Source organism: Oceanobacillus sp. NCCP-135 (genome assembly GCF_059698015.1).
Genome location: NZ_BAAKSZ010000002.1, coordinates 61,248 through 77,908, shown reverse-complemented (window position 1 = coordinate 77,908; position 16,661 = coordinate 61,248). Strand labels below are relative to the sequence as shown.

The 16,661-nt window shown below is 34.8% G+C and carries 22 protein-coding genes and 1 pseudogene; 17 read left to right on the top strand and 6 right to left on the bottom strand.

Translation table 11 applies throughout. The features are described from left to right. Positions 1-43: 43 nt before the first annotated feature. Genes AC6HVZ_RS02065 through AC6HVZ_RS02055 form a run of 3 tightly spaced genes read left to right on the top strand, consistent with a single transcriptional unit; the run spans position 44 to position 1,960 of the window. Positions 44-328, top strand: a complete 285-nt coding sequence (locus AC6HVZ_RS02065) for a hypothetical protein (RefSeq protein ID WP_497556468.1) — start codon at positions 44-46, stop codon at positions 326-328. Next, positions 321-1,448, top strand: coding sequence for a type III polyketide synthase (locus tag AC6HVZ_RS02060; protein ID WP_497556610.1), 1,128 nt, complete (start codon positions 321-323; stop codon positions 1,446-1,448). The genes AC6HVZ_RS02065 and AC6HVZ_RS02060 overlap by 8 nt, the downstream gene beginning before the upstream one ends. A gap of 2 nt (positions 1,449-1,450) precedes the next feature. After that, entirely contained in the window at positions 1,451-1,960 is a 510-nt protein-coding gene (locus AC6HVZ_RS02055) for an isoprenylcysteine carboxyl methyltransferase family protein (protein ID WP_497556467.1), read from the top strand. Between the two features lie 57 nt (positions 1,961-2,017). Here AC6HVZ_RS02055 and AC6HVZ_RS02050 read toward each other — a convergent pair whose 3' ends face one another. From AC6HVZ_RS02050 to AC6HVZ_RS02040, 3 genes are read right to left on the bottom strand one after another with little or no spacing between them, the layout of a single operon-like run. After that, complete coding sequence (locus tag AC6HVZ_RS02050) at positions 2,018-3,709, bottom strand: b(o/a)3-type cytochrome-c oxidase subunit 1 (protein WP_497556466.1); 1,692 nt, start codon at positions 3,707-3,709, stop codon at positions 2,018-2,020. Next, the gene (locus AC6HVZ_RS02045) at positions 3,709-4,212 is read right to left on the bottom strand and encodes a cupredoxin domain-containing protein (RefSeq protein WP_497556465.1); all 504 of its coding nucleotides are present in this window, start codon (positions 4,210-4,212) and stop codon (positions 3,709-3,711) included. Before AC6HVZ_RS02045 ends, AC6HVZ_RS02050 begins: the two co-directional genes overlap by 1 nt. Positions 4,213-4,239: 27 nt before the next feature. Then, on the bottom strand, positions 4,240-4,386 hold the full coding sequence (locus tag AC6HVZ_RS02040) for a cytochrome c oxidase subunit 2A (RefSeq protein WP_497556464.1): 147 nt from the start codon (positions 4,384-4,386) through the stop codon (positions 4,240-4,242). A gap of 220 nt (positions 4,387-4,606) precedes the next feature. Between AC6HVZ_RS02040 and AC6HVZ_RS02035 the strand changes: the two genes are divergently transcribed. After that, positions 4,607-5,158, top strand: a complete 552-nt coding sequence (locus AC6HVZ_RS02035) for an isoprenylcysteine carboxyl methyltransferase family protein (protein WP_497556463.1) — start codon at positions 4,607-4,609, stop codon at positions 5,156-5,158. 85 nt (positions 5,159-5,243) lie between these two features. On the opposite strand, the gene AC6HVZ_RS02030 is transcribed toward AC6HVZ_RS02035, so the two are convergent. Further along, complete coding sequence (locus AC6HVZ_RS02030; RefSeq protein ID WP_497556462.1) at positions 5,244-5,444, bottom strand: cold-shock protein; 201 nt, start codon at positions 5,442-5,444, stop codon at positions 5,244-5,246. 332 nt (positions 5,445-5,776) lie between these two features. Between AC6HVZ_RS02030 and AC6HVZ_RS02025 the strand changes: the two genes are divergently transcribed. The 9 genes from AC6HVZ_RS02025 to AC6HVZ_RS01985 all read left to right on the top strand — a co-directional run bounded on the left by AC6HVZ_RS02025 (position 5,777) and on the right by AC6HVZ_RS01985 (position 12,139). After that, entirely contained in the window at positions 5,777-7,447 is a 1,671-nt protein-coding gene (locus tag AC6HVZ_RS02025) for a formate--tetrahydrofolate ligase (RefSeq protein ID WP_497556461.1), read from the top strand. Positions 7,448-7,458: 11 nt separating this feature from the next. Further along, on the top strand, positions 7,459-8,034 hold the full coding sequence (locus AC6HVZ_RS02020; RefSeq protein WP_497556460.1) for an HD domain-containing protein: 576 nt from the start codon (positions 7,459-7,461) through the stop codon (positions 8,032-8,034). A 225-nt stretch (positions 8,035-8,259) separates the two neighbouring features. Beyond that, positions 8,260-9,216 carry a thymidylate synthase gene (locus AC6HVZ_RS02015; protein ID WP_497556459.1) on the top strand — a complete coding sequence of 319 codons (957 nt, stop codon included), beginning with the start codon at positions 8,260-8,262 and terminating at the stop codon, positions 9,214-9,216. A gap of 23 nt (positions 9,217-9,239) precedes the next feature. After that, positions 9,240-9,728, top strand: coding sequence for a dihydrofolate reductase (locus AC6HVZ_RS02010; RefSeq protein WP_497556458.1), 489 nt, complete (start codon positions 9,240-9,242; stop codon positions 9,726-9,728). Positions 9,729-9,745: 17 nt separating this feature from the next. Next, positions 9,746-10,333 carry a molybdenum cofactor guanylyltransferase gene (gene mobA, locus AC6HVZ_RS02005; protein WP_497556457.1) on the top strand — a complete coding sequence of 196 codons (588 nt, stop codon included), beginning with the start codon at positions 9,746-9,748 and terminating at the stop codon, positions 10,331-10,333. A gap of 138 nt (positions 10,334-10,471) precedes the next feature. Further along, positions 10,472-10,678, top strand: coding sequence for a twin-arginine translocase TatA/TatE family subunit (locus AC6HVZ_RS02000; protein ID WP_497556456.1), 207 nt, complete (start codon positions 10,472-10,474; stop codon positions 10,676-10,678). Between the two features lie 18 nt (positions 10,679-10,696). After that, the gene (locus AC6HVZ_RS01995) at positions 10,697-10,876 is read left to right on the top strand and encodes a twin-arginine translocase TatA/TatE family subunit (RefSeq protein ID WP_497556455.1); all 180 of its coding nucleotides are present in this window, start codon (positions 10,697-10,699) and stop codon (positions 10,874-10,876) included. A 267-nt stretch (positions 10,877-11,143) separates the two neighbouring features. Beyond that, the gene (gene tatC, locus AC6HVZ_RS01990) at positions 11,144-11,905 is read left to right on the top strand and encodes a twin-arginine translocase subunit TatC (protein WP_497556454.1); all 762 of its coding nucleotides are present in this window, start codon (positions 11,144-11,146) and stop codon (positions 11,903-11,905) included. A 15-nt stretch (positions 11,906-11,920) separates the two neighbouring features. Then, positions 11,921-12,139: a YozE family protein gene (locus AC6HVZ_RS01985; protein ID WP_497556453.1), complete on the top strand. Its 219-nt coding sequence runs from the start codon at positions 11,921-11,923 to the stop codon at positions 12,137-12,139. Between the two features lie 35 nt (positions 12,140-12,174). On the opposite strand, the gene AC6HVZ_RS01980 is transcribed toward AC6HVZ_RS01985, so the two are convergent. Next, entirely contained in the window at positions 12,175-12,504 is a 330-nt protein-coding gene (locus tag AC6HVZ_RS01980; RefSeq protein WP_497556452.1) for a YolD-like family protein, read from the bottom strand. 368 nt (positions 12,505-12,872) lie between these two features. On the opposite strand from AC6HVZ_RS01980, the gene vrrA reads away from it, so the two are divergent. The 4 genes from vrrA (at position 12,873) to AC6HVZ_RS01960 (ending at position 15,453) form a co-directional block, all read left to right on the top strand. Further along, a complete protein-coding gene (gene vrrA / locus AC6HVZ_RS01975; protein WP_497556451.1) occupies positions 12,873-13,310 on the top strand; it encodes a VrrA/YqfQ family protein in 438 nt (145 codons plus the stop codon). 80 nt (positions 13,311-13,390) lie between these two features. Further along, positions 13,391-14,350 carry a peptide-methionine (R)-S-oxide reductase MsrB gene (gene msrB / locus AC6HVZ_RS01970; RefSeq protein ID WP_497556450.1) on the top strand — a complete coding sequence of 320 codons (960 nt, stop codon included), beginning with the start codon at positions 13,391-13,393 and terminating at the stop codon, positions 14,348-14,350. A 209-nt stretch (positions 14,351-14,559) separates the two neighbouring features. Continuing rightward, positions 14,560-14,766, top strand: coding sequence for a DUF6501 family protein (locus tag AC6HVZ_RS01965; RefSeq protein ID WP_497556449.1), 207 nt, complete (start codon positions 14,560-14,562; stop codon positions 14,764-14,766). A gap of 129 nt (positions 14,767-14,895) precedes the next feature. Next, the gene (locus tag AC6HVZ_RS01960) at positions 14,896-15,453 is read left to right on the top strand and encodes a histidine phosphatase family protein (protein WP_497556448.1); all 558 of its coding nucleotides are present in this window, start codon (positions 14,896-14,898) and stop codon (positions 15,451-15,453) included. A gap of 7 nt (positions 15,454-15,460) precedes the next feature. On the opposite strand, the pseudogene AC6HVZ_RS01955 reads toward AC6HVZ_RS01960, so the two are convergent. After that, positions 15,461-16,650: pseudogene (locus tag AC6HVZ_RS01955) on the bottom strand (M14 family metallopeptidase). Positions 16,651-16,661 lie beyond the last annotated feature (11 nt).

Here is a 16,661-nt window from a genome sequence, read left to right as displayed (position 1 = left end):
GCCTGGAAAGTTCGAAGCAGCTTATCTTTCGGTATCGAAATGTATGCTTTTAATACATGAGGAAACGTTCGATACGCAGGAAAAACGCTTTTTGTCCATAGGGATGAAAAAACAAGCCAATGAGTTTCTTGATGTGGTGACGTCTATTTTCGACACAATCTTTTTTGGTAAGGCGAGCTTTAGTGCAGTCCCATGGTTTTCGGTGGGGCGAGCTTTGGCGCAGTCCCAGGATGTATCAGTACTTAGTAGAAGATCCTTTTCGATGTGTTATTTTTACCGGACTTTTGTAATTACCTTTATAAATAAACCTGTCTATATTGATGCATAATACTACTAATAAATATCTTGCAAGAGGTGGTATTATGTCATTCATTAGTTCAGTTGGTGTTGGGATTCCCGAACATAATCTATCACAGGATGAGGTAAAGAGTTTAGTACAGGAGGTCTTTCCTTTTTATACGGATCAACTAGCTAGATACCTTCCTGTTTTTGATAATGCAGAAGTAAAAAACAGACAGTTTGTTGTGGATAAGGAATGGTTAAAACAAGATCATTCCTTCAAAGAAAGAAATGATCTTTATCAATCCTACGCCCACAAGCTTGCATGTGAAGCGATTGATGATTGTTTAACCAATAAAAATTTTTTAACAGAAGATGTGCCGTATGAAGCAATTGACATGATTATATTTGTTTCCAGTACAGGTGTTGCCACACCTTCACTAGATGTTTATCTGCTAAATTCACGCAATTTTAGAGAAGATATAAATCGCATGCCTCTATGGGGGCTGGGTTGTGCAGGGGGAGCGATAGGATTAGCCAGGGCGTTTGATTGGCTAACTGCCCACCCTGAAAAAACTGCTTTAATTGTCTGCTGTGAATTATGCAGCTTAACTTTTCAAAAAAATGATGTAAAAAAAAGCAACCTGATCGGCAGTGCTTTATTTGGGGATGGTGTAAGTGCAGTGTTAGCGGTTGGTGTTGATTCTCCATATCTTTCTGTGCGGAAAGGCAATACACCGAAGATTACTAAAACTAGCTCATTAACGAAGAAAGACAGCACTTCTGTAATGGGGTGGGAAGTTTCAAATAATGGATTAGAAGTGATTTTTTCAAAAAGCATCCCAGCATTAGTCCATACATTTTGGAAAGGACATATCCAAACATTTTTTGATGATTTAGACCTAAACGAAAGAATGGTTCATTCATTTATTGCTCATCCTGGTGGTAAAAAGGTATTAGAGGCGATGGAGTCAGTATTACAAATTTCTAATAGTAAGTTTTCCAACGCATGTAAAGTTCTTTCCAACCATGGTAATATGTCTTCAGCAACCGTTTTTTATGTGCTTTACGAATCTATGAAAGAAAATGCAGGTAAGAATAATTTAAGTATTCTATCTGCCTTAGGACCTGGTTTTAGTTCTGAACTTTTACTATTGGAGTGGAACTAAGTATGCAGATTTTTATGTGGGTTTTATTATTTATTATTATTGCACAGCGTTTAATTGAATTGGCAATTGCAAATAAAAATGAAAATTGGATGAAAGAACAAGGTGGAATAGAAAGAGGAAAGAGTCATTATAAATGGTTTATCATTCTTCATAGCGCTTTTTTTGTTGTAATGATTATTGAGTCTTTAGCTCGTGGTGCTATGGACTTAGAGTTAAATTTTTTTCTCTTATTTATTTTTACTATTACACAAATAGGCAGGATTTGGTGTATTGTTACATTAGGTAAATTCTGGAATACAAAAATCATTGTTTTACCAGATTATCCTTTAATTAAAAAAGGGCCTTACAAATATGTCAAGCATCCAAATTATATTATTGTTGGTGTTGAACTCTTTATAATCCCTTTATTGTTTGGGGCTTACATAACTTCTATTGTATTTCCAATCCTGCATATCCTGCTATTGATGATTAGAATTCCAAGCGAGGAAAAGGCGTTAACAGAGGCTGATTAATTTAAAAGTGAACGAAAGAAAAGGACAGTATAAAGTGACTGTCCTTTTCTTTCTGGCTTATGAATTTCCTATTGGCCAATCAAATGGCGGTGATCCTGGTGGAGAGTTTTGAATAATATCCATAAATGGGATCGTATACGCAAATAGAATTAATGCGATTGTAATAGCAATCCAAAGCCTCCAATTTTCCAGGAACATTGGCGTTGGTTCTGCATCTTCTTCTTCCTCTGCAATTGGGAATTCCTCTTTCCCTTTTGGTGCGAAAAAGGTTAATTTAATGAATATATAAACCATTAACAATATACCTATGAAGAGAATGGAACCTCCTATAGCTTGTGCCATCTGGTATCCGATCCATTCCGTTGCCTGTTCTGTTGCGCCATACTCAGAGAATGATGAGCGTCTTGGCCCACCTAAAAGACCTTGAATGTGCATCGCCCCTGACATAATTGTCATACCAACTGTCCAGATAATTGCTTGGATAATGCCTAGTCTGTTTATCGATTTGGTTAAAGTTCTACCAGTAAGATGCGGAATTAACCAATACGTAATACCGAAGAAAGTAAGTATTACAGTTGTTGCAGCAGTTATATGAAAATGCCCGGTAACCCATATCGTATTATGAACAACTGCATTTACTTGGTGAGAAGCATTAATAATACCACCTGCTCCACCTGGAATAAATGCAAGCATACCGATCATTGGGGCAAGGAAACGAACGTCTTTCCAGGGAAGGTGTTTAAACCAGCCAAACAAACCTTTAAATCCTTTGCGGCGTCCGGTAATTTCGAATGTAGCAAAGATTGAAAATGCAGTCATTAAACTTGGAATAACAACCATAAAGGTTAGTACAACTTGAATAAACTTCCATGTTGGATCAATCCCCGGCTCTGTTAGCTGATGATGAAACCCAACAGGAATGGAGAAAAATAATAATAATATAAATGCTAATCTGGCAAGCGAATCACTAAATAACTTTCCACCTATGATTTTAGGAATTATTGCATACCAGGCCATGTAGGCAGGTAGTAACCAAAAATAAACCAGTGGATGCCCGAAATACCAGAATAATGTTCTGCTGATTAGAACATTGATCGTTTCAGCATACCCTAAAGACCAAGGGATAAATTGAACAACAACTGAAACGGCAACCCCAAGGGAGGCAATAACCCACATTAACATATTAATCGTAACCATGAATGCCAATAAAGGTGACTTTTCACCTGAATGTTTCTTTTTCCAGACATATAGCTGACGGAAATTAACAGTTGCTGCAATCCAGCTTCCAATAATCACGAGAGACAAACCTATATAAAATGCAGGATGAGCTTTCAGTGGTGCATAGAATGTGTAAAGCACATTCGCTTTTCCAAGCAAGATGGTTATTGCAGTCATGATTGTACCAATAACCATAACCCAAAAGCTCAACCAGGCAGCTTTTCGCTGTTTCTGTGACATGCCAACTGTTTTCCCCATTAAGGAAAATTGAAATCCGATAATAAAATAGGTTGTTAAAATAAGAGCAAGGATTACCCCATGTAGTGTTAAAATTTGATAATAATCAATTCCCCATGGTAATGTGATAGTTCCTGACCTAACCAATGTTTGTAAAAGCCCCATCATTCCACCGATGAATAAAGATATGAAAGCTACATACATAAAGGACATATATAGTCTGGATTCCGGTTTTGAAATAGTTAAAGGCAATCTGGAATCCTGTTTTGATTCTGCTAGTTTTTTAATAGCCATTATTCATACACCTCCATTGTCGCAAACATTAAATGATGTCCTACACCACAATATTCATTACAAACAATTGTAAATTCTCCAGGATTGTTGAGTACCGTTTCAATGCTGCTGATATATCCTGGCTCTACCATCATATTTACATTTGTACCAGCAACATTGAAGCCATGGACAACATCCGTTGTTGTTACTTGAAATAATACGGTTGAACCTTTTGGTATGCGAATATTTTTCACCGGTGAACCATCATCATCCACTCCAAAATTATAATTAAATGCTGAAGATACAATGTTGACAATGTACTTATCTTCATTAACTTTTGTAACTCCCAGATTTTCTGGTTTAAAAGCGTCATGTGCTTCGATATTTTCCGGGTCAATCGTCGCTCCATGACTTTGCGGATGTGTACCTTGCCAAAATGCCCCGAAACCAAGAACAATTAAAAAAATAATTAGTGAACCTATTCCAAATACCAACCATAGCTTTTCGTATTTGTGAAAATGCATTGCGAACACTCCCTGTTTTATTTATCTTTATCTAACAATAAAAAGTATATATACCCCAACCCAGCTAACAATAAGAAATAGACCAACTAGTAACACAGAAATAAATGTACCTTTTAAATTTGGTTCACTTTTTTGTGTATTTGTTTTTGATCTTCTTTCCTGAACATTACTCATTTGATTCACCCCTTCACTGTAGGATATTTGCTCTTGTTTTCATCATACACATTTTATTAATAGAAATAATGGCACTAGAAGACGTTTCACAATTTGTTCAATAACTCGGAAGTTGTAACATATAAGTGTTTTACTAACTTTTTGGTTAATAAAGTTTGTGGCTGAAATGTGACTTATTTGTTAATAATTCTTGAAAAAGAGAACATACTATCCCTAATAAATGGACTATAATTGCTTAGTTCGAACAATTGGAGAGGATATAATGATGGCAATCTGGATATGGCTATTTATTACTTATATTGGTATACAGCGTTTATATGAGTTGAAAGTTTCTAAGAGAAATGAGAAATGGATGAAGGAGAGGGGAGGGATTGTAAAGGGCGAAAGAAGATATAAATGGATTGCAGTGTTTTCTATCCTATTTTATCTTTCCATACTTTTTGAGCTTTTGCTGACAGGAAAACCTGTCAACGAATTGAATATCTTATTTTTACTTATCTTTATTGGCACACAGTTGGGGAGAATTTGGTGTATTCGATCATTAGGGAGATTCTGGAATACAAAAAATATCGTATTTCCCAGAGTTTTATTGTTAAAAAAGGGACCATATAAATATACAAAATTTCCGGACAAAATAATTGTAGTACTGGAAATGTTTATAGTTGCGTTACTATTTGGAGCATATATGAACGCATTTATTTATCCGATTTTTTATATTTTTTTATTAAAGATCCCACAAGAAGAAAAGGTATTATCTAAAGCTTCTATATAAGTAAAGGAGGAAGACAAGACCTTCTTCCTTTACTTATAAATAAAAAAAGCGGCAATCAGTTAAGATCACCGCTTGTATTTTACTGTTATTTTTTCATTACATTGGCTGCTTGTGGACCACGTTCGCCTTCAACAATTTCAAAAGAGACTTCTTGTCCTTCTTCCAATGATTTAAAGCCTTCTTCCTGGATTGCTGAATAATGTACGAACACATCATTTCCCTCTTCTAATTGGATAAAGCCATAACCCTTTTCTGCGTTAAACCATTTTACTACTCCGTTTTCCATGTAAATAATCCTCCTAAAAACTTTCACGTAAAACGTGTTAATAGTTAATACAAAGCAGAATAACAGAATATCAAAGAAGACAGCCCTATAGAAGTGTAGGATCACTATTACATCCACTTCTATAGAAGCTGCCTGTGTCATTAATGATTCCATACCTCTTCTTTGCTTGCCCCTAATATAGCTTATTTGCATAGCACTGTCAAGAATTTGCCATCACTTTAAAGCAAAAAAATGATATAATGAAAACGCTTTATAATAGTTGTGGAATAAATGAAACAAATCACAATAAAAGGTATACTACTAGTATAGGAAATACGAAGGGAGCAAGTAATATGAAAACGGATATCGAAATAGCTCAACAGGCAACACTTAAACCAATTGGGGAAATTGCATCAGGACTTGATTTAGCCGAGGGAGATTGGGAGCCATATGGTCACACAAAGGCAAAGCTCTCCGATAATTTATTGAATAAATTTAAAGATCGTCCTGATGGTAAAATCATTTTAGTGACATCAATAAATCCTACACCAGCTGGAGAAGGGAAGTCGACAGTTACAGTAGGACTGGGGCAGGCACTAAATAAAATTGGCAAAAATGCAGTTATTGCACTTCGTGAGCCATCACTTGGTCCTGTAATGGGAATGAAAGGTGGAGCAGCTGGAGGTGGGTTTTCACAGGTGCTGCCAATGGAAGATATCAATCTTCATTTCACTGGAGACCTTCACGCAATAACAAGTGCTAATAATGCGTTGTCAGCAATGATTGATAATCATATTCACCGCGGCAATAATCTAAATATTGATCCTAGAAGAATAGAGTGGAAACGGGTAATGGATATGAATGACCGTTCCCTGCGCCAAATTGTTGTTGGACTGGGCGGTCCTTTACGTGGTGTTCCTCGTGAAGATGGCTTTAATATTACAGTTGCTTCAGAAATTATGGCCATATTATGTTTAGCAACAAGTCTTGAGGATTTAAAGGCCAGAATTGCAAAAATAGTAATTGGCTATACATATGATGAGGAGCCAGTTATGGTTAAGGATTTAAAAATTGAAGGTGCATTAACATTACTATTAAAGGATGCAATCAAACCAAATCTGGTACAAACCATCGAAAATACTCCCGCAATTATTCACGGGGGTCCATTTGCAAATATTGCTCATGGCTGCAATAGCATTATGGCAACAAAAACAGCAGCAAAATTAGGAGATTTTGTGGTAACTGAAGCAGGCTTTGGAGCTGATCTTGGTGCGGAAAAATTCCTTGATATTAAATCGCGTGCCGGAGATTTTGATACGGCTGCAGTGGTTATTGTTGCAACCGTACGTGCTTTAAAAATGCATGGCGGTGTTGCGAAAGATAACCTAACAGAAGAAAATGTCGATGCCTTAAAAGCAGGTATGGAAAATCTGAAAAAACATATGGAAACGATAGAAAATTTTGGACTTCCTTTTGTAGTTGCCATCAATAAATTCCCTACAGATACAGCAGCGGAAACAGATTTTATCGAAAACTGGTGTAAATCAAGAGGTGTTGAAGTAGCATTAACAGACGTGTGGGCCAAAGGGGGAGAGGGCGGCATTCTTTTAGCTGAAAAGATCATGAAAAAAACAGAAACATCAGAAAGAAACTTTAAACAAATCTATGAAACAGAAGAAACCTTGGAAACTAAAATTAGAAAAATAGCGCAAACCGTTTATGGTGCAGATGACATTGAACTATCACCCAAAGCAAAAAAACAAATTACTTTTTATGAAAAACAAGGGTGGGGTAAGCTACCAATATGTATGGCAAAAACCCAGTATTCTCTGTCAGATGATCCTTCGCTACTCGGCAGACCTAAAGGGTTTACTATTTCAATCAGAGAAATGCGTCCATCGATAGGTGCAGGTTTTATTGTTGTTTTAACGGGTGATATGATGACAATGCCTGGTTTGCCAAAGAAACCGGCAGCATTAAATATGGATATTACTGATGACGGAAAAATAGTTGGTTTATTTTAGTGACAAACGAAATGAAATTAAAAAAGATTGAGGACTACGTGTTCAACTACTTTCATAACGATTCAAGCGGACATGACTTTTACCATATGAAACGTGTTGCTGGACTGGCAAAAACAATAGCTGAAAAAGAAAATGCTGATGTATTTATTTGTGAAGTGGCAGCCTGGGTGCATGATATTGGAGATTTCAAACTGTTTACAAATCCAGGAGCAGTATTCAAGGATTTGAATACTTTTTTAGAAACAATAGGTATCTCCAAGTCTGATCTAATCCAAATAAATGAAGCTATCAAGGATGTCTCTTTCAGTAAGGGGGATGATCCAATAACACTGGAAGGTAAGATTGTCCAGGATGCTGATAGAATTGATGCAATTGGTGCAATCGGTATTGCAAGAACCTTCGCCTATGGTGGAGCAAGTAGACAACCGATTTATCATCCAGAGATCACAAAGAACTCGATTCAGCATTTTTATGATAAGCTCTTAAAAATAAGAGATTTATTGCATACATCAACTGCAATGGAAATAGCTGAAGAGAGACATAAGTTTATGGAGATTTTCCTGAAACAATTTTATAAAGAGTGGTAGTGAACAATCAAATTGGAGGATACTCCTCCAATTTGATTGTTTTTGAAAGTACTGTCATGTCTTTTGTGCAGTGCTTTTATCTTCACTGTACACGCCTGGTTAAATCGATGTAGATAAATTGGTCTTAAAGAGTCTTATATTAAAACAATACTTCATACGTTGCGTTTATGTTACAATAAATGCAAGATAAAGATGCGAAAAAGTAATATAGCTGGAGGGGATTATATGGTTACAGGCGAACAAGCATACTTAAATTTATGTGAATATATTTTAGAAAATGGAAAAAAGAAGGAAGATCGGACAAATACTGGCACATACTCCGTTTTCGGTCATCAAATGCGATTTAATTTAAATGAGGGGTTTCCCTTACTTACTACAAAAAAAATCCCATTTCGTTTAGTTGCCAGTGAACTTCTCTGGTTTATAAAAGGAGATACAAATATTCGTTATCTGCTGCAAAATAATAATAATATCTGGAATGAGTGGGCTTTTGAAAAATGGGTGAAAAGCAACGAATATTCAGGTCCGGATATGACCGATTTCGGAATACGTAGTCAGATAGAACCGGATTTCAATGAACAATATCAACAACAGATGGAACTATTCAAAGAAAAAATTCTAAAAGATGAAGATTTCGCTCTAAAGTTCGGGGACTTGGGTTCTGTGTATGGAAAACAGTGGAGAGAGTGGAAGACTGCTAAAAATGAAACAATCGATCAATTGAAGGAGGTAATTGAATCCATCCGTAAGTATCCGGATTCACGTCGCCATCTAATTTCTGCCTGGAATCCGGCAGATGTACCCAATATGGCACTGCCCCCTTGTCACACATTATTTCAATTCTATGTAGCTGACGGAAAATTATCTTGCCAGCTTTATCAACGAAGTGCAGATGTCTTTCTCGGGGTTCCATTTAATATTGCGAGCTATGCATTATTAACTTATTTAATTGCCCATGAATGCAATCTAAAGGTCGGGGAATTTGTTCATACTTTGGGAGATACACATATATATGCAAATCATGTAGAACAGGTAAACACGCAACTCAATCGCGAAATACGTCCGTTTCCACAACTTAAAATTAATCAGGATAAGAATTCTATTTTTGATTTTGAATTGAATGATTTTGAAATAATTGATTACAATCCACATCCAACAATTAAAGCACCGATTGCTGTATAAAAATATAGGGAGGGTTTTCTGCATTGATATCACTGTTATTAGCTATGGACAAGAATAATGTTATCGGACTTAATAAAGATTTACCCTGGCACTTGCCAAAAGATTTGCGTTTCTTTAAAGAAAAGACTACCGGGCAAACGGTTATTATGGGAAGAAAAACATTTGAATCCATGGGTGGAGCATTACCAAATAGAGAAAATGTTATCATTTCTAAAAAACAGACAGGCTTTCCGGACAATGTGAAAGTAGTTAATGATTTGAAAACGATACAGGAATGGAATAAATCCAATCCGGATAAGGAATATTTCGTCATCGGTGGGGGAAACATATTCGAACAAGTTATAGATTACGCTGATCGAATGTATATTACTTATATTGATGAAGCATTTAATGGCGATACTTACTTTCCTGGATTTCCGGCAGAACAATGGAATTTAACTTCAAAAGTAAAAGGGGAAAAGAATGATACAAACCCGTACGATTATTATTTTTTACAATATGATCGAAAATAATGGATAGAGGAGAGACTATGCATATATGTGGGGTTGTTCTTTCTGGTGGAAAATCCTCCAGAATGGGAACAAATAAATCTTTATTGACACTGGGCAATAAATCAGTAATGGAACATATCGTAAACGAACTTCAAACATTGACAGATGAAGTTATTATTATTGCCAATGAGCCTTCCGTATATGATTTTCTAAATTTAGAAATTATTAGTGATAGGTATATAGATAAAGGCCCATTGGCGGGATTTGAAACAGCTATGTATCATAAAAATGCCGATGCATTTCTAATTGCAGCGTGTGATATGCCTTTAATCAGTAGGAAAGTATACAAGTATTTATTAAATCAATTGGAAGGCTACGATGCAGTGGTTCCTATTTTTGATGGCCAACAACATCCACTTTCCGGGATCTATACAAAGAATGTCCTGCCAAAAATTCAGGAGAATTTAAATAGAGATGTACTAAAAGTAAAAGGTTTTTTTGAGGATGTACAGGTTAATTTCGTAACTGATTTTAACGATATTTCCAGTGCGGTTTTACAAAAGCATTTTTTTAATATGAACAACCCTTCTGATTATGAACAGGCAAAATTATTATGGCTTGTTTAATAATAGGAGAACATGTTAAACTATAAACGAATTACAGTTTAGCTGATGATGAACATTATGTATATTTATTAAAAAATTTACTGATGTTTTCGCAAAGTTGCATTATAATTAATACTAACTTACAAAGAAGGTGTACTTATGTTATCCAGTATAGGGATACCAGGATTAATTTTAATTTTAGTCATAGCATTAGTCATTTTTGGTCCAAAAAAACTTCCGGAAATCGGCAAGGCTGCTGGACAGACACTGCGTGAATTCAAAAGCTCGGCCCGTGATCTAACAAGTGATGCCTCTGATGAAATTAAGGAAGCAAAAACACTTGTTAAAGGGGAAGAAAGCAAATAATCTTTCGGAGTGATTTAAATGTTTAGTAGTATTGGCATCCCAGGGTTAATTTTAATTCTAATTGTAGCATTAGTCATTTTTGGTCCATCTAAGCTTCCGGAGATCGGTAAGGCCTTTGGCAGCTCGCTAAAAGAATTTAAGAATGCTACAAAAGATATTGTAGGCGATGAAGCAAACAGTAATGATAACAAAAAGTAATTTACAATCAAGTGCGTGTTCAATCAGGAAGATAGAAAGGATCTAGACGTCCTACGTGGTATGGTTTCAATCACAGGATTAGCTTCCCTGAATTCACCTCTTCCCTAGGGAAAAAGTGTTTTTCTTTTCAAGGGCGTGTTAAGATCCCTATCTTGTTGTGTCATTTTACCGGACTTTTTGAACAACCTCTTAAAGTGGATTTGATGAAGGTGTAAGGGTGTTGCCTTACATCTTCTTTTGTGCTCATGCGTTAGGGAGTGTAAAGGAATGTCTGAAGAACAACAATTCGATAACGAAAAAGAAATGAATGTAGTTGGCCATCTATCTGAGCTAAGAAACAGACTTATTGTTACAGCAGTATTCTTTATCCTATTTTTTATTGTTGGTTTTATATATGTTAAAGATATTTATTGGTTTTTTGTCAATGATTTAGACTTTCAATTGACCGTTATCAGTCCTGGTGAAATTATCTGGATTCACTTTACAATGGCTGGACTTGTTGCAATCGCTGGAACACTTCCTATCTTGGCTTTTCAGATTTGGGCATTTATCAAGCCTGGCTTAACACCTATTGAAAGAAAAGCATCTCTTGCTTATATTCCTGCTATATTTTTGTTGTTCATAGGTGGATTGGTGTTTGGATATATTATGTTTATTAAATTAATCATGCCATTTTTACTATCTTTAAATGATGGTATGTTCAATGAAATGTTTACAGTGGATAAATACTTTAAATTTTTATTGCGTATAACACTACCTTTTGCTGTGCTTTTTGAAATTCCAATGATTGCAATGTTTCTGACGAGCTTGGGAATACTTACTCCTGACTTCATGAGAAAAACAAGGAAATACGCATATTTTATTCTGATTATTATTGGAACCATCGTCACACCACCCGATTTTATTCTGCAAATTACTGTTGCAATACCATTGATTATTCTTTATGAAATCAGTATTTATCTAGCAGCAGTTATATATCGCAAAAAACTTCGTAAACACCAAAAATTTATGGAGCAGGATAGTTTTTAATAGTGGGGTGGGAAAATGCAGTCATTTTATCAATTTCTAATGACATTTAGAGGAAAAAAACAACCAGATAATAAAAGCCGATTGGCAGATTGGGCATTTTTTGATCATAATTTCCCGAAATACTCGGATGATTATGATGAAATAAGCAATTATCTGGAATGGAATAGTCCTTTTATTCATGCTTTAATTGTTTTTGATGAACTATGGGAATTATTCAAACTAAAGGAAGATTGATTAAAACAGCGCTTGATAGCTTCAGCGCTGTTTATTTATTTTAGCGAGATCGATATAATATTTTTAAAGTCAACAGTTACTTCCTCGTATTTATTTATCCGTAACCAAACATGATTCGTATTCTTATCCAATTTAATTACTATTCCAATATAATCAATGATTGCACCATTTTTGTAAACAGATAGAATAGCAGGATATCGCTGTGTAAATGCATAAATTAACTGATCATTTATTATTTCTACTTCTTGAGAATCAAGTACTGGCTTGGTTATTCTTTTGTCCTCCAGCCATAATTCCTTAAGTAATTCTACATGCTCCGGTAGCATTAATGATGTCCACTTAATCGAACCTCTATCTTGCTGCATTTCAATATCACCTCATTATCCATTATACACGAACATAGGTTCTTAATTCAATATATAAATAATATCTAATAATTAGGAGGGAATAGATAATAATAATTTTCAAACAAACGTTTGATCAATTATTGTAAAATTTAAAAAATTAGACTCCTGAAAATATATGTATTTAACTGAACTTAAAGCAAACATTTTTTGTCGTTAAAAACCGCATTACATGTAAAATATTGTTATTTTTTGCGGTTACCCGGGAAATATATATTATTTCAAATATTTTAATGAGTTCATTAATATTAAAAAATATTTAGCCTACACCATTTTAAGTTAACCACGTACAATAAACTAGATAACAATAACTGAGGGGGATTTTCATGTTGATTCCTAATCAACGACCTAGAAATTACAATACAGGTCGTATGCGCCATGGTTCAAATCATTTTATGTTTCCAAATCAAGGTCTAAACCATCCTGCGCAAAGAAATAACATTCCAAATATCATGCAGCATTTTACACAACCACAGTCTGCAGCAAATATGGTCAATAAAGGAGTTGGAGGTCTATCAAAAACATTATCAAATGTTCAGCAAGTATTAAAAGTAGTGCAATCAACTGCTCCCATCGTACAGGAATACGGACCAATGGTTAAAAATTTACCTGCAATGTATAAAATGATAAAAGCATTTAAAGAGATAGAGAGTACAGATGAGGAAATTGATGAAGAACAGTATATTTCTCCAAATGAAACAAAAAATGAAACTACGTCTAAATCAAATAATAATAATGGAAAATCGACCCCAAAACTATTTATATAATTATAAGTCAAACAACTTGATTTTTATTACAATTAACGAAAAAATAGAGATACAAATAAATCTAGCATGGGAGGTATAAAATGACTTCAAATAATGAAATTGCAACATTTGCTGGTGGATGCTTTTGGTGTATGGTGGAACCATTTGACAAAAGACCTGGGATAGTAGAAGTTATTTCTGGCTATACAGGTGGAACTACTCATAATCCAACCTATGAACAAGTGTGTTCAAATACAACTGGTCACTTGGAAGCAGTTCAAATCACATTTAATCCAACTATTATGTCTTATGAGGAATTAGTCAATACATTTTGGCAACAAATTGATCCCACCGATACGGGAGGGCAGTTTCATGATAGAGGAGAATCTTATCAGACAGCTATTTTTTACCATAATGAAGAGCAAAAATTAATAGCGGAAACATCCAAACAGAACTTAGAGTCTAGTGGCAGGTTTTCGAAACCAATAGTGACAAAGATTCTTCCTGAGAAAACATTTTACAGAGCCGAGGAAAATCATCAAGATTATTATAAAAAACAATCTTTTCATTATCGATTATATAAAAAGGGATCTGGGAGGGAAGACTTTATTAAAAATAACTGGAAACAAAATATAGATAAAGCAGATTTGAAAGAGAAGTTAACATCAATTCAATATAGTGTTACACAAGAAAATGGTACAGAAAGACCATTTCAAAATGAATATTGGGATAACGAAAAAGAGGGTGTCTATGTTGATATAATATCCGGTGATGTATTGTTTTCTTCAAAAAATAAATTTGATGCGGGTTGTGGTTGGCCAAGCTTTACAAAACCTGTCGATAACTACCAATTAACCGAAAAAACAGATACAACACATGGTATGATTCGAACAGAAGTAAGAAGTAAATCAGCAGATTCTCATCTTGGACATGTGTTTGAAGATGGACCAAAGGAAGCTGGTGGTCTACGTTATTGTATGAATTCAGCAGCTATGCGTTTTATTCCTAAAGAGGAAATGATTGAAAAAGGTTATGAAAAATACTTATATCTTTTTAAATAATATGGTTTCTAATAGGAATGTTGTTTTAACGCAAAAGCTATACATTGCGCTCCCGAACGGCAGCAACAGCACATGCTTTAGAATAAACTTAAAGATACGTCATCTTTTATTATAAAGAAATCTTGTGAGAAAAGCCTAAATAATAAATGAAAGTAGACCATATTATTATTATGTAAACTAAAATTATAAATTGGAGACTGATTAGGGAAATGATACATTTAAATTGGGAAAAAAGAGATACTATAAAACAAATTGAATGTGTACATGCTGATGCTAAAAAATTCATTGTACATGATAAATTAACACCTGGAAAAAAATATGATGTCAAAAATGAAACAGATGAATTCTATTTTATTATTGATAATAGTAAAAGAGTAGGCGGGTTTCTAAAAGAGTATTTTAAAGAAATTAAATAACAGGGAATTTTCCTGTTATTTTTCATGGTTAGATGGTTTATAATTTTGTCGATTGATGATATAATTTATTTACTATTTTGAAAGTTAAATAGAGTTACCTAAATCCACATAAAAAGGGAATGAGCCAAAATGAAAAAAATTTACTTCGTTCGTCATTGTACCGCTGATGGGCAACATATGGATTCACCATTAACAACGATTGGAATGAGGCAAGCTCATCTGCTTTCAGTTTTTTTTAGTGAACAGAATATAAAAATTGATAAAATTATCTCAAGTCCTTATTTACGTGCAATTGAAAGCCTAAAACCATATGCTGAAAAAGAAAAGATTGAAATTGAAATTGATAACCGATTAAAAGAACGTATAGTAAGTGAAGAACCAATTGACGACTGGATGGAAGTATTAGAGCATTCCTTTAATGATCATCATTTTTCTTTGCCTGGGGGAGAGTCAGCCAACGATGCAGTTCAAAGGGTGACTCCAATCCTTGAATCGATTTATATGGATGATCGAATTCATAATGTGATTTTGGTAAGTCACGGAAATTTATTAGCATTATTGCTTCACCAATTTGATAAAAATTTTGGTTTTGACCAATGGAAAGAACTAAATAATCCGGATGTCTATTTGATTAATTATATGGAAAATAATACATCAGTGGAATGTTTATGGAAAAAAGAGAACTAAAAGGGTATTATAAATATAAGTTTGCCAGCATAATTCCTAAACTTTCCTGATAGATTTCCTCAAATTGTTCGATTGGTAATGGATTTATTCCACTGCCGAGCTCTACGGTAAATCCAGGTCTTCTGAAATCCTGAATAAACCAATCCTTATATCCTGCGAAACTGTCAACATACTGGATTGGTGTATACCCGCTGACCTGTGCATATTCATTTACGATTACTTCAGAAACAGGAGGCTCTAATCCTTCAAATCCCCAATATATCTCTTTACCTTGTGTATGAAATGCATTTACACGCAAAAAATCTCTTGACCTGGCTAGTTCTGCCATAGCCATTGACTCTGGCTCTGAGAGTGGCCAGGGACCCGGGTAGTCTCTTGACTCGGGAGTTGTTGGTTTACGTTCTGCTTCTATTTCCCATAATGCTGGATACTGATTATTTAAATCTACTCCATTAATATTTGCTTTCCAATTGGAAAAATCTTCACTTTGGTTGTTAATAGCCAGTACGCTATCTTGCAGTTTTTCCGCCGCAGATGATCCATTTAACACAAGGTTTACACCATCCGGGTTTACCATAGGTACAACAGATAACACTGTATCCATATACAGTGGAAGCATAAATATAGCCCTAATTGGCAGATTATTTGTAAGTGAAAGAGCATATTGATTGATAAACCTCATAATGACGGGTGTTGTTATCCATTCATTTGCATGGAAGGAACCGTTCAAATGAAGTTCTTTTGATCCCGAACCTATCTGTAATTCAATTAATTCTTTTCCCATAACTGAACTCCCAATTGCTTGTCTAAATATAAATGGATAAATAGCTCGTAACCGCTGAATATCTTGGAGCATCTTTTCATACGTGTAATGATGGATATCTGAAACGATTAGCTCACGTATCTGCTGAGGAATTAAGAGTTCCTGGCCAATTTGCAGATTAACAGGTTCGATCATTGGATTAACCAAAGTCATGCTATCAAGGGGAATATTATTATTAATTGAAATCGACCATAAGGAATCATTTTCTTTAACCGTATATTCGCTTAAGACATATCCAGGTATTGGAACCTGCTGACCGATCACAAGTTGATTTCCAGCTAGTTGTGGTTAGAGCTTTCCATTAATATCATCGGTATTCCAAATAGTCGACTATAGTACCAAAAAGTATCTCCAGCACGAACAGATATTTCCATTATATTCTCTC

Bases quoted from the DNA above. Each gene is read 5' to 3' on its own strand.
- AC6HVZ_RS01960 (WP_497556448.1), top strand. From the start codon at position 14,896: ATGAAAAAAATTTACTTCGTTCGTCATTGTACCGCTGATGGGCAACAT.
- AC6HVZ_RS02000 (WP_497556456.1), top strand. From the start codon at position 10,472: ATGTTATCCAGTATAGGGATACCAGGATTAATTTTAATTTTAGTCATA.
- mobA (WP_497556457.1), top strand. From the start codon at position 9,746: ATGCATATATGTGGGGTTGTTCTTTCTGGTGGAAAATCCTCCAGAATG.
- AC6HVZ_RS02025 (WP_497556461.1), top strand. From the start codon at position 5,777: ATGAAAACGGATATCGAAATAGCTCAACAGGCAACACTTAAACCAATT.
- AC6HVZ_RS01965 (WP_497556449.1), top strand. From the start codon at position 14,560: ATGATACATTTAAATTGGGAAAAAAGAGATACTATAAAACAAATTGAA.
- AC6HVZ_RS01985 (WP_497556453.1), top strand. From the start codon at position 11,921: ATGCAGTCATTTTATCAATTTCTAATGACATTTAGAGGAAAAAAACAA.
- msrB (WP_497556450.1), top strand. From the start codon at position 13,391: ATGACTTCAAATAATGAAATTGCAACATTTGCTGGTGGATGCTTTTGG.
- AC6HVZ_RS02045 (WP_497556465.1), bottom strand. From the start codon at position 4,212: ATGCATTTTCACAAATACGAAAAGCTATGGTTGGTATTTGGAATAGGT.
- AC6HVZ_RS02020 (WP_497556460.1), top strand. From the start codon at position 7,459: ATGAAATTAAAAAAGATTGAGGACTACGTGTTCAACTACTTTCATAAC.
- AC6HVZ_RS01995 (WP_497556455.1), top strand. From the start codon at position 10,697: ATGTTTAGTAGTATTGGCATCCCAGGGTTAATTTTAATTCTAATTGTA.
- AC6HVZ_RS02065 (WP_497556468.1), top strand. From the start codon at position 44: ATGCTTTTAATACATGAGGAAACGTTCGATACGCAGGAAAAACGCTTT.
- AC6HVZ_RS02055 (WP_497556467.1), top strand. From the start codon at position 1,451: ATGCAGATTTTTATGTGGGTTTTATTATTTATTATTATTGCACAGCGT.
- tatC (WP_497556454.1), top strand. From the start codon at position 11,144: ATGTCTGAAGAACAACAATTCGATAACGAAAAAGAAATGAATGTAGTT.
- AC6HVZ_RS01980 (WP_497556452.1), bottom strand. From the start codon at position 12,504: ATGCAGCAAGATAGAGGTTCGATTAAGTGGACATCATTAATGCTACCG.
- AC6HVZ_RS02060 (WP_497556610.1), top strand. From the start codon at position 321: ATGCATAATACTACTAATAAATATCTTGCAAGAGGTGGTATTATGTCA.
- AC6HVZ_RS02030 (WP_497556462.1), bottom strand. From the start codon at position 5,444: ATGGAAAACGGAGTAGTAAAATGGTTTAACGCAGAAAAGGGTTATGGC.
- AC6HVZ_RS02050 (WP_497556466.1), bottom strand. From the start codon at position 3,709: ATGGCTATTAAAAAACTAGCAGAATCAAAACAGGATTCCAGATTGCCT.
- AC6HVZ_RS02015 (WP_497556459.1), top strand. From the start codon at position 8,260: ATGGTTACAGGCGAACAAGCATACTTAAATTTATGTGAATATATTTTA.
- AC6HVZ_RS02035 (WP_497556463.1), top strand. From the start codon at position 4,607: ATGGACTATAATTGCTTAGTTCGAACAATTGGAGAGGATATAATGATG.
- AC6HVZ_RS02040 (WP_497556464.1), bottom strand. From the start codon at position 4,386: ATGAGTAATGTTCAGGAAAGAAGATCAAAAACAAATACACAAAAAAGT.